Origin of the sequence: Ruminiclostridium josui JCM 17888, assembly GCF_000526495.1 — a bacterium.
Classification (GTDB): domain Bacteria; phylum Bacillota; class Clostridia; order Acetivibrionales; family DSM-1351; genus Ruminiclostridium; species Ruminiclostridium josui.
In genome coordinates this window covers 1476962-1489184 of record NZ_JAGE01000001.1, presented here as the reverse complement: position 1 = coordinate 1489184, position 12223 = coordinate 1476962, and the positions used below count along the sequence as shown (strand labels likewise).

Here is a 12223-nt window from a genome sequence, read left to right as displayed (position 1 = left end):
TCACTCCTTAGTTAAAAGCGTTTGACAGCTCTATAAATTTATCCAGCTGAGCTTTTGCAGCACCGCTGTCAATAAGCTGTTCAGCCATTTTAACACAATCCCTTAGTGTAATCTGATTGTATGACATATAAAGGCATAGTGCTGAATTTAATACAACAATATCCCTTTTAGGCCCCTTACTGCCATTAAGAATATCTAGAGCAATTAAAGCATTTTCCTTTGGGTCACCTCCAACCAATTCCTTTAAGGAGCATCTAGTAAAGCCTAATTGTTCAGGGGAGAGGAAGAAGCTGTTAATATTACCGTTGCTTACTTCACAGATTGTGGTGGTATTGCAGAGAGTTACTTCATCCAGACCATCATGACCATGGACAACCATTGCCCTCTTAACTCCTAGATTTAGTAGAACTCTAGCAAGGGGTTCCACAAGATTTTCATCATATACTCCTAAAAGCTGCATATTTGCTCCTGCCGGATTTGCCAAAGGTCCAAGTATATTGAAAATAGTTCTCACTGAAAGTTCCTTACGGACGGGAGCCGCATACTTCATAGAAGCATGGTATGTTGGAGCAAACATAAAACACATTCCGATTTTTTGCAATATTTCTGCACTTTGCTCGGCGGTCAATGCAATATTGATGCCTAGTGCCTCCAGAAGGTCGGCACTGCCGCATTTGCTGGAAACAGAACGTCCTCCGTGTTTTGCAACAGGTACACCGCCGGCTGAAACTACAAAAGAGGAAACTGTTGAGATATTGAAAGTATTGGCTTCATCTCCGCCTGTGCCCACTATATCTAGAACATCCTTATCAGGGTGAATTCGTTTGCACTTTTGTCTCATAACAGTTGCACATGCAGTTATTTCCTCAATGGTTTCACCCTTCATTCGCATAGCTGTGAGGAATGAGCCTATCTGTGCTGTTGTAGCACGGCCCTCCATGATTTCCTCCATAACCTGTGTTGCTTTATCAAGATCTAAATCCTGCTTATTTATTACCTGATATATAGCTTCCTGAATCATTTTGCCTCACCGCCTATTCTTAAAAAATTATCCAATATCTTAATACCGTCGGGTGTTAAAACCGACTCTGGATGAAATTGCAGTCCATAAACATTGTAATCTCTGTGCTTGATACCCATTACTTCACCGCTGTCGTCCTCTCCAATAACCAATAGTTCATCAGGAAGAGTATTGCGTACTGCTGAAAGAGAATGATATCTCGCACCTTCAATAATGGGAGGCAGACCTCTAAAAATTGCACTGCCGTTTGCAATGTGTATGAGACTTTTTTTACCGTGCATTAACACCTTGGCATATGAAACAGTGGCTCCAAAGGTCTCACAAATTGCCTGGTGCCCAAGGCATACACCTAAAATGGGCTTTGTTTTATGAAAGTGTTTTATTACTGCTTCGCATATACCTGCATCTGAAGGACGACCGGGTCCGGGGGAAAGAATAATATGGGAAGGGTTTAAAGCCTCTATTTCCTCGATGGTAATCTCATCATTTCTTACAACCTTTATATCACTGTTTATGGTACCTATAAACTGATATAGGTTATAAGAAAAGCTGTCATAATTATCAATTAGTAAAATCATTAGTCAATCCCCCTTTCGGACATCTCTATAGCATTAATTACGGCTCTTGCCTTATTAACAGTCTCCATGTATTCTGTTTCGGGAACGCTGTCTGCAACAATTCCTCCTCCTGATTGAACATATACTTTTTTATCCTTGAGAATTGCTGTTCTTATTGCAATACAGGTGTCCATATTCCCGGTAAAATCAATGTATCCAATTGTACCACCATAAATTCCACGCTTATATCCCTCAACTTCATTGATTATCTGACAGGCACGGATTTTGGGTGCTCCTGAAAGAGTTCCAGCAGGGAGGATAGCGGTTATGGCATCAAGCTGATCCATATCCTTGCGCAGCTTGCCTGTGACTTTGGACTCTATATGAATTACGTGAGAGAACTTCTTTATACTGAGATAGTCCTTTACCTCAACTGTTCCGAATTCACTGATTCTTCCAAGATCGTTCCTCCCAAGATCTACAAGCATGTTATGCTCTGAAAGTTCTTTTTCATCACTTAAAAGGCCTTCAATCAACTCTTTGTCCTTTTCCTCGGTTTCTCCACGGGGTCTTGTTCCAGCGATAGGGAAGGTGGAAAGATTACCGTTTTCAAGCTTTATAAGAGTTTCTGGTGAGGTTCCGGTTATCTCTAAATCCTCAAACTTTACAAAGAACATATATGGAGAAGGATTGGTGGTTCTTAAAGTCCTGTATGTATCCAAAAGACTTCCTTCAAAGTCTGCTGTCTGTCTGTTGGATGGAACAGCCTGAAATATATCTCCTTCAAAAATGTAGTGCTTAACCTTCTCCACAATTTTGGAATACTCCTCAATGCTGAATTTGGGAGTAAAGGGTGACAATAATTTTGAAACAGATTTTTCAACAGGGACTTCCCTCTTAATTAGATTTATTGTACGGTCTATTTCTTTAATTGCCTTTTCATAATTTGCTTCCAGATTATCAGTTTTTATATTTACAATTACAATGATTTTTTGCCTAAAATGATCAAAGGCTATTACCTTGTCGAAAAGCATTAAATCCACATCGTTAAAGTTTGCTTCATCTATTCCGTCGAGCTTTAAGGTTTTTTCAGAATATTTGATATAGTCATACGCAAAGTATCCTACGAAGCCTCCTGTAAAAGGAGGAAGAAAATTAAGTCTTGGACTTCTATATTGATTCAGAATTTCTCTGATATGGCTGTTGGGATCATTTGTAAAAACTTTTTTTGAACATTCACCTTTGATTTCAAGATTTCCGTCCTTGCAGGAAAGCTCAATTACGGGATCAAAGCCTAAGAATGAGTACCGACCCCACTTTTCTCCATTTTCAACACTTTCCAGAAGATAATAACGGTTGCTTACAGCTCTAAGACTTTGGAGTACTGCAATAGGTGTTTTAACATCTGAGAAGATTTCGCAACTGACAGGTATGATTGTATATCCTGCCGACAATTGTTTTGCTTCCTCCAAACTTGGTTTGTACATAATACCACTCCTTTTACGTTCAAGATTTATTTCTCGAGAAACTAAAAACACCCGCCCTTAGACTGAAATAGTCAAGGACGAGTGCATTAATATTCACCCGCGGTGCCACCTTGTTTTGTAAGCAAATAAATCTTACACACTTACGAAATACAAACATATTTCCCACAAATAACGCATGTGCTACGTCGTAGAATACTCTGGAAAGAAAATTTCCATTTGACTACGCCCTCAGTGGTCCATTTGATGTACTGCGTTCTGCAAGGCTCTCAGCTTCCCTTGCTCTCTGTAAGTGCACGTATCACCGTTATCTCCACGTCAACGGTTTAAAGGGCAGGTATTAAATTTAATATAAGATTACATCCATAATTTCAAATTGTCAATACGTTTTTTTATAAAAAAGCATAAAAATACTAAAAAAGTATGGGATTTACAAAAAATATTACATTTTAGAGACACGCACTATTCCGTATAAATGAAAATATACTATCCTGAGGTGAAAAGACCGTGGGGGTTATTCTATCAATTTTTTTACTGTGCCTGGCACCGAATTTAGACAATATGGCTATCGGTCTGGCATATGGAGCAAGAAAAATAAATGTACCTTTAAAATCAAATATTTCAATCGCTTTATTTTCGGGTATAGCAACCTTATTGTCAAGTCTTCTTGGAAACATACTGACAAACTACATTTCCGATTCTCTTGGAAAAACCATTGGAGGTACTATTGTAATTTTAATGGGTATATTTACAATTATAGGATATTTGAATAACAGAAGAAAATCTAAAAGGGTTTATGGTAACGGTATTCAGTACATAGATGATATAAAAGCCGTAATGGATGACCCGGGTATAGCCGATAGAGACTATTCCGGGGATATATCACTTAAAGAATCCATACTTCTGGGCATAGCACTGGCATCCAACTGTATTGGTACGGGATTTGGCGCAGGTGTTTTTGGAATTAATGCATTTGTCTTGTCAGCAGCAGTAATAGTTTTCAGCCTTATTACCATATCTGTGGGGGCAATAATAGGAAGAAGATATGCGTCAAAATTTCTAGGAGAAAAAGCAACCATCATATCGGGTATACTGTTGATAATTATAGGTTTGTATCAAATAGTTACATAGTTACTTGCTTTTACCCTTATCATTTTTATTTGATGCTTCATTTTCATTGAGCAAGGACATTATTTTTTCAGCGGCTATCCTATGAGCATTTGCTTCGCTTGAAAGCTGTAAAGCAAAAAGACGTAAGGAGTTTTCATAATCCTCTTCGCTTATATTTTCAATAAGGGTTAAAAGCTTTTGAGAAACGCTATTAAATGCCTGGTCTTGAAGACTTGTCAGTTCGCTGTAAAAATTACGATACTCATCTTCATTGCTAAAGTTACCCAGTGAACGAGCAATAAGCGGAATTGGCAGTATGGGCTTTAGCATTGACATAATGTAAAGCGATATAAGATGCACCCGGTCATATTTTTTATTTACGGGACGTTTCAGATATCCTTCTTTTACGTAATTATTTACCATACTTGATGTAATAGTCTTGCCCGAATCGGAAGTATCCCCAAAAATGTTTAGCAGTCTTTCAAGATAGGTTATTACCTGGTCCATATATAAATCTATTGCTGGGAACTGATTCCAACTTTCTGTTTTATATGAGCCAAGTGCGGCTGACAAATCTTTAAGTTCTTTTTTTATATTATCTACATTTATGTTATTGTTATCCAAAATGAATATCACTCCTGATAAATGGTTATCTTAATTATAACATAATGAATCATTATTACAACATAGTTATTAAATAAGCTTGACAAGAAATACAATAACGGGTAATATAGTATTGAAAACTAGATAATAAATTATTAATATTATAATACATAATTTTAATCATATAATAACAGGTAATAGGAGATTGCTATGTCACATTCAGCTGATAAGAATATAATTGTTTGGGGAGATTCCATTTTAAAAGGTGTTGTTTTTGATGAAAATGACGGTAAATATAAAGTGATAAAGGATAACAGTATAAGCAGTTTTGCCCAGATAACAGGGTTTAATGTGAAGAATAATGCATACTTTGGTATGACATCCACAAAAGCCCTAAACAGAATATCAAAGTCCATAGATAAGATGATTACAGATAAAGAAAATATTGTAATAATAGAATTTGGCGGAAATGACTGCGATTTTAACTGGAGAGAGATAGCTGAAAACCCAGATTTACCACATCAACCCAAAACTTCTATTGAAAGCTTCAAAAGCACCCTGCAAAATATGATTGATATGTTCAGGAAAAAAGGAGTTACTCCTGTGCTTATGAATTTACCGCCTCTGGAGCCTGAAAGATATTTCAATTGGGTATCCAAAGGCTTAAACAGGGATAATATCCTTCATTGGCTTGGTGATGTTGCAAGAATATACCGTTGGCAGGAAGCGTATAACAATGCCGTAGAATGGGTTTCACGTCAGATGTCCTGCAAAATGATAGATATCAGGGAAGGCTTTTTGCTGAGCAAAAACTACAGCTCACAGATTTGTACAGATGGTATGCATCCTAATGAGAAAGGTCATAAAAAGATTCTTGAATCCATGTTGGAATTTAACTTTTAAAATATTTAAAAAAGTTTGCAACGGTTAAACTTTGTGTTGCTTTACCGTTGCAAACTCTTTCACAATCGCCACAGCATTTTACTCTGTTTCAACCTGTTTAAGCTTATCCTGAATCTGCTCCACTGTAACACCTGAAAGGAAATTTGGCTTGTAATTCAATGCATTTTTAAGGTTTTCAATACAACCTGATTTATTTCCCAACTTTTCAAGTACCAGTGCGTAGTCATAATATGCTTCAGGAAACTTTGGAGACAATGTCATCAATTTTTTAAATATTTCCTCTGCTTTTTCATATTCACCCATCAGATAGTAGGTTTGACCAAGATTATCCAATATAACTGTACCTGTATCATTGTATTCCATGGCTTCTTGATTGAATTTCAGAGCCTTTTCAAGGTCGCCTTTAAGTATATACAAATAACCCAGACTGCCATAAATAATTGTATTTTTATATTTGGGGAATATATCTTCATATATTGCAATAGCTCTGTCGAGTTCGCCGTTTTTCCACAATGCAAGGGCATAATTGGATTTTAGACTGTACAAATCATTATCTTTAATATTTGAAGAGGAGTTAATCTGCTCCTTAAATATCCTTAATGATTCATCAAGATGACCTTCCTTTAAAAGGAGGTAGCCTAAGGTTGTAACTACACTGGGTTTTGCACTTCCGGTTTTATATGCTTTTTCTAACCAATTTATGGCCTCTTGGGCACTACTTTTTTGGTAGGCACTATTTGCTTTTATAACGTAAATAAAGGATTTTAATTTTCCAAACATGTAGATTCCTCCTGTTCACTAAAATAGATTATATCAAATATGTATTATTTTTTGTATTAAAAGTTTGATATAATATAGGGCGGGTTTTGACTTCGAATGAAAAAGGAGATAACACTTGATATTATGGAATACAGTATTCATATAAACAGAGCTGTCCTGCATATTTTAGACAACAGCGTAAACTTTCCTGTACTTTCTGATAAGGAACTTGAACTAAGCGGAGAATTGGCGGACTTTTTAGAAAAGCATATTTCCAAAACCTTTGATGATGCAAACTTGAAAAAAGCTCAGTTTACGGGTGAAGTAAATACGGTACGAGATATGTGCTATGCACTCAAAGAGGATTTGGGCTGTTTTATGGAAGTAACCCGTGCCATTGCAACTATGACCTTTGATTTTATGCTTAAAAATATTGATATAGCTCCAGGAGATCTTATATGCTGTCATTTTCTTGCAGACAATGAACCATATCTGGGGTTATTGAAACTGAATTATAAAACAGGATATACTCACTACGTAAGCCAGATGGAGGAAGGGGCGGTAAATACAATTATTAGACATAAAACACTTTTACCGTCGGATGGACAAAAAGTTGATGAGGCTGTTCTTATAAGTCTGGAAACTGGTGAAATAAAGCTAATTGAAAAAGCTTACGAAATAAACGGTACAAAAGAATTTTATATGTCCAATTATTTGATTAACTGTTCAACTGATTTGTCTGACAACCAAAAGCTGAAAATTATTGATAAAGTTACACAGAAAATAAGCAAAAAATACTATGACGAGGACTTTGACAAGGTAGCAAAGCTTAAGAAGGTTGTATCCGAAGGGTTGGAAGAAAAGAATGAAATACGGGTGGATGAAATAGCTCAGGAGGTCTTCGAAACGAATCTTGCAGTCAGGGAAGAGTATATACAGGAAATTCAAAAAGCCGGTCTTACTGATGAAGCCATTACAGTACCAGATAAATTGGCAGAGAAAAAATTTAAAACCCATAAAATCAAGACAGATACAGGCATTGAGATAAATTTCCCGTTGAGTTATTATGACAACAGGGATATGATAGAATTTGCAAACAACCCTGACGGCTCTATATCAATCATAATCAAAAACGTTGGTAAAATAATAAACAAGAGGTAGGTAACACCCGCCTCTTGTAATTTTATATGCTTATTTATGTCTTTCGATAAGGTTTGAAGAAATAAAGGATGGTAGATATTTACGCCACAAAGGTTCTTCTTCCACATACTTATGGTTTGCTATTGTAGTATACAACCAGCTTCGGTCAAAGGACCCGCCTTTAAAAGGTATATTTGCCGGAGGAGTTTCAGTATCCAACAGGCTTCTTCCATCAGTTTTAACGTTATATGACAGATTTGATGTTGCCAATATGGTTGGGGAAATGTCAAGGAAGGACGCTACAAAAGAATCTTCCTTGTATTTCTTGTGGTCAGGAGTAAGCAAAAACATTGGAACAAACTCAAAGTATTTGTCACCATCTATAAACGAAGCCTGAGCAAAATCCTGTGAGTTTATATTAGGAGTATGGTCACCATAAATTATTATATAAGTGTTACTGTATTTTGCTTGAATATTTTCCACAAAATTCTTTATTGATTCATCAACATAACTAAAGGAATTATAATAGTTCTTCACAATTTCATTTTCTATATCGTCGTAAGCCTTGTTATTATAATAATGTCTGGCACTTTCAAAGGGGCCGTGACTTGTCATTGTAATAATATGTGTGTAAAAAGGCTTTGTACTTTTCTCAATCTTTTCAAAAGCAAATGAGAAGACCTTGTCGTCTGGTGCACCCCAGCCTTCGTCATCGTAATTCATTGAGCTTATATCATAGAACTTTTTAAAGCCCATTTTTGAGAAAGCTATATTTCTGTTATAAAATGTTCCCACGTTGCCGTGAAAAGCCATTGTGTTATATGAAGCCTTTGCAAGTTTGGATACAACCGAATTAGGATAGCTGTATGATGACAGCTTGATTGCCGGGAAGGCATCTAGAGTCTCAACACTGTTTATAACTGAAAATTCAGCATCTGACGTACCACCACCCTTGTGATAGCTGAGGGTGTACGGATAATAAACACTGTTATCCATCAATGAGTTAAGGTAAGGCATGACATAAGAGCCTTTATATTTTTGCTTAACTATATTTGAATCCATCGATTCAACTTGTATTAATACATAATTGGGTGACTGTGAGGTACTCTTTGAAGTAGTTACAGAACTTGGGGAAGAAGTATTTTTACCGTAATTCAATTGATTAATCAGCTTTTCTTCCGTGTTATTTTGAACTATATTAACTACACCGTTTACAACAGTACCGTATCTTTCCACTATACGTGTTTCTCCTGAATACCTGTCCTTCATAAACTGTACAACAGACTGTCCATTTGCAAAGTTAAATATTTCAATTACTATAAGAATAGCTGCGGATAAGCCAATAACGGCATTTCGTAAAAAAGGCAGCCTTGTACTTTTGACTTCAGGTTTGAAACACTTGAAGAAAATATATATAGCTACCGGAACATCAATAAAAACTACCAACAGCTGAACACTTATAGGATTGGCAAAGTGGGAAGCGGAAATCATTGCTTCCTTAAACAAGGAAATCCACTGAAGAAAATGCAGATAGCTGTGGTAATAAAGGAAGTATGATATATTAGTAAAACAATATATTCCTTGTATTATATACACGACTAAAAAAAAATATCTTGACTTCAGGGTAAGAACAAAAGAAAAAACAATAACACTAACAAGTAAAGATATCCCCAATTTATAATCAAATGTGTTTACGCCGGTTTTCGGAAGAATTAAGTAATTGAAAAGGGTTATCTTAAATGCATTTAGAATTATTAATATTGCTGAAACAATTACTGATTTTCGATAGGACGTATTCTTGAATGCATTTAAAACTCTATCATAATAATTATTAAGCATTATGTTTTGAAGTACCTTTCTAAATTATAACAATATATACCACAATATATTCTATAAGAATTTATTTAATTTGTAAATTTCTATAACAATTTTTATTTGCCATTGAATTTTGCCATTATACTCATGGTATTATTATATGACTGTTTTACATAGGATTTATTTCTACTGTTTATATAAGAGGCATTTACATCAGGCGAAGGAACTGGAAGTATTTTATAAACAGTTTTATTCTTTGAAGAATACATATCAACCCATGTTGGTATATAAGTCACATCTTTAATGTTTATACCGCCTTTGTAGTCTTTTTCAAGCTTGAGGGTAACGATAACACCATCTTCAGTATAAACTTTATTTAACCGTTTTGCTTTGTCCGTACGCCTGTAGCCGGATATAAAATTTCCCATGGAATAAATAACAAACTTATTTTTTCCGTTTACTTTTACTATTTCAGATTTTTGAACAACGTGGGGGTGAGAACCAAGTATTATATCAGCTCCCCATGACAAAACCTTTTTTGACAAATTTGTCTGATAGGTACTTGGTGTACGAATATATTCATTTCCCCAGTGGAGGACAGCTATAACCGTATCAGCTCCCTTTGCCTTTACTTCTTTTATATCATTTTGAATCTTGGATTCGGTTAATGTACTAAGGTATTTGGCTTTATCAGTACTGCTTAACTTTGCTTCATGGCCGTTGAAAAACTGAGAATAGCTTAGAATACCTAGTTTAATTCCATTTACGTCTTTAATAACATATTTGTCTTTACCATTGACAGAGCTTCCTATGTTCACCATTTTATACTCACTGATTTTTTGAATAGTCCTTGTAAGACCATTTACGCCCCAATCAAGGCAATGATTGTTGGCTGTAGAGAGTATATCAACTCCTGTTCCAGACAAAGCCTGAAGTATACTGTCAGGGGAGTTAAAAAGAGGAAAACTTCTATACTTGATATCTGCACCGGCTGTAACGGTTTCAAAATTAGCTATTGTCAGGTCAGATGAACTCAAATAGGGTTTCACATATTCAAAGAAACCGCTGAAGTCATATTTCTTGCTTTTTGAATCATATGCACTATTTAGATTTCCCTGATGCAGCATAATATCTCCTACAGCAGATATTGTTATAGACTGAGGCACCGGAGTAGAGTTTGAGGGTTTGGGTGTGTCAGGAGTACTATCAGTGCTCTTTGATGAATCAGCAACAATACTGCTTTGAACAGGGGTCTTTGGTGCTGCAGAGCTTATTTGGTTTGAACTAAGGCCGCTTATTGCAAGTATTATTGTTGTGCTGACTAAAAGCAGAAAACACATAATACACAACACGTAAAAAGTACGTTTAAAGATAATCATCTTTTTCTTCATTATGTAAACCATTCCTCTTATAGAATTTTGGCTGATGTCTCGTACAGGAAGTATCCTGTTTGTATGAACTATAATAAACTATACCACAATATTAATTGAAATTGGTATACTTTTGAATTATGTGGAAATAATATTAGATTAAATTTTTATTATGTTTGAAAAACCAAATTTTTGGTATCATATAAGTAGTAATATATAAGTATTAAAAAATAATTGGGAGAGCAGATATGACAAATATAGATAGAGTGATTATGATTGTACTTGACAGTGTGGGAATAGGTGAACTTCCGGATGCAGGAGAGTACGGAGATAAAGGAAGCAATACCTTGGGAAATATAGTGAAGGTTTGCAATGGAATAAGCCTTCCTAACCTTAGTCGTATTGGATTGGGAAAGATAGATGGAGTGGACTATCTTCCCGTACCGGAACATGTTACAGGAAGTTATGGGCGAATGGCGGAGGTTTCAAAAGGAAAGGATACTATAACAGGGCATTGGGAAATCGCAGGACTTCAGCTTAAGTACCCATTTCCCACATATCCTGATGGTTTTCCAAAAGAAGTCCTTGATGAGTTTATAAAACTTACAGGAAAAGGTGTTCTTGGAAACTGCGCTGCATCGGGAACTGAAATAATCAAGGAATACGGCGAAGAACACATGAAAACAGGAAAGCTTATAGTCTATACGTCGGCGGACAGTGTATTTCAGATAGCAGCCCATGAGGAAGTTGTCCCTTTGGAAGAATTGTACCGTATTTGTAGTATAGCAAGGGAAATGCTGCAAGGGGAACATATGGTTGGTCGTGTTATTGCCAGGCCGTTTATAGGTGAACCGGGTAATTTTACAAGAACACCAAACAGAAGGGATTTTTCTGCAGAGCCCACATCGGATACGGTTTTGGATATTCTAAGTAAAAAGGGTCTGGATGTTATTGCAGTAGGAAAAATTGAGGATATATTTTCGAAAAAGGGAGTCACTGTTGCTGAACATACAAAAAACAACATGGATGGTGTTGACGTTACATTAAAATTTATGGCTCAAAAGAATAAAGGCTTAATTTTTACAAATCTTGTAGATTTTGACATGGTATTCGGACACAGAAATAATCCGCAAGGCTATAAACAGGCTTTAGAGGAATTTGATAATAGGTTGCCTGAAATTTTATCAGCAATGAAAGACAACGATATGCTGATAATTACAGCGGACCATGGCTGTGACCCTACTACTCCAAGTACTGACCATTCAAGGGAACATGTACCAGTAATTATCTATGGCAAAGGTATACGAGAGGATATAAATCTTGGAACAAGAAAAACTTTTGCTGATATAGCCTGCACCATTGCAGATGTTTTTAATGCAGAGAACAAATTCCCGGGACAAAGTTTTTTAAAAGAGATTATCAAATATTAATATAGTTTGACATATATGGTATTGAATTGAC

11 protein-coding genes are annotated in these 12223 nt (G+C 35.9%); 4 read left to right on the top strand and 7 right to left on the bottom strand.

The genetic code is table 11. The features are described from left to right. Window positions 1-7 precede the first annotated feature (7 nt). From trpD to trpE, 3 genes are read right to left on the bottom strand one after another with little or no spacing between them, the layout of a single operon-like run. Window positions 8-1021, bottom strand: a complete 1014-nt coding sequence (trpD, locus tag K412_RS0107070; protein WP_024832450.1) for an anthranilate phosphoribosyltransferase — start codon at window positions 1019-1021, stop codon at window positions 8-10. Further along, a complete protein-coding gene (locus K412_RS0107065; protein WP_024832449.1) occupies window positions 1018-1599 on the bottom strand; it encodes an anthranilate synthase component II in 582 nt (193 codons plus the stop codon). The genes trpD and K412_RS0107065 overlap by 4 nt, the downstream gene beginning before the upstream one ends. Next, window positions 1599-3065, bottom strand: a complete 1467-nt coding sequence (gene trpE / locus K412_RS0107060) for an anthranilate synthase component I (RefSeq protein WP_024832448.1) — start codon at window positions 3063-3065, stop codon at window positions 1599-1601. The genes K412_RS0107065 and trpE overlap by 1 nt, the downstream gene beginning before the upstream one ends. A gap of 504 nt (window positions 3066-3569) precedes the next feature. On the opposite strand from trpE, the gene ytaF reads away from it, so the two are divergent. Next, on the top strand, window positions 3570-4193 hold the full coding sequence (ytaF, locus tag K412_RS0107055) for a sporulation membrane protein YtaF (protein WP_024832447.1): 624 nt from the start codon (window positions 3570-3572) through the stop codon (window positions 4191-4193). On the opposite strand, the gene K412_RS0107050 is transcribed toward ytaF, so the two are convergent. Then, window positions 4194-4796 (bottom strand): DUF1836 domain-containing protein, encoded by a 603-nt coding sequence (locus tag K412_RS0107050; RefSeq protein ID WP_024832446.1) that lies wholly within the window; start codon window positions 4794-4796, stop codon window positions 4194-4196. It abuts the gene before it with no gap. Between the two features lie 189 nt (window positions 4797-4985). Here K412_RS0107050 and K412_RS0107045 point away from each other — a divergent pair, with 189 nt between their 5' ends. Next, a complete protein-coding gene (locus K412_RS0107045; protein WP_024832445.1) occupies window positions 4986-5678 on the top strand; it encodes an SGNH/GDSL hydrolase family protein in 693 nt (230 codons plus the stop codon). A gap of 78 nt (window positions 5679-5756) precedes the next feature. Here the strand turns inward: K412_RS0107045 and K412_RS0107040 are convergent, their stop codons facing one another. Then, window positions 5757-6458: a tetratricopeptide repeat protein gene (locus K412_RS0107040; RefSeq protein ID WP_024832444.1), complete on the bottom strand. Its 702-nt coding sequence runs from the start codon at window positions 6456-6458 to the stop codon at window positions 5757-5759. A 96-nt stretch (window positions 6459-6554) separates the two neighbouring features. On the opposite strand from K412_RS0107040, the gene K412_RS0107035 reads away from it, so the two are divergent. Continuing rightward, on the top strand, window positions 6555-7598 hold the full coding sequence (locus tag K412_RS0107035) for a nucleoid-associated protein (protein WP_242835567.1): 1044 nt from the start codon (window positions 6555-6557) through the stop codon (window positions 7596-7598). Window positions 7599-7628: 30 nt separating this feature from the next. On the opposite strand, the gene K412_RS0107030 is transcribed toward K412_RS0107035, so the two are convergent. After that, a complete protein-coding gene (locus K412_RS0107030; protein WP_242835565.1) occupies window positions 7629-9083 on the bottom strand; it encodes an LTA synthase family protein in 1455 nt (484 codons plus the stop codon). A gap of 425 nt (window positions 9084-9508) precedes the next feature. Continuing rightward, the gene (locus K412_RS0107025; protein WP_024832441.1) at window positions 9509-10783 is read right to left on the bottom strand and encodes a CapA family protein; all 1275 of its coding nucleotides are present in this window, start codon (window positions 10781-10783) and stop codon (window positions 9509-9511) included. A gap of 227 nt (window positions 10784-11010) precedes the next feature. Here K412_RS0107025 and K412_RS0107020 point away from each other — a divergent pair, with 227 nt between their 5' ends. Continuing rightward, window positions 11011-12192 carry a phosphopentomutase gene (locus K412_RS0107020; protein ID WP_024832440.1) on the top strand — a complete coding sequence of 394 codons (1182 nt, stop codon included), beginning with the start codon at window positions 11011-11013 and terminating at the stop codon, window positions 12190-12192. Window positions 12193-12223: the final 31 nt, after the last annotated feature.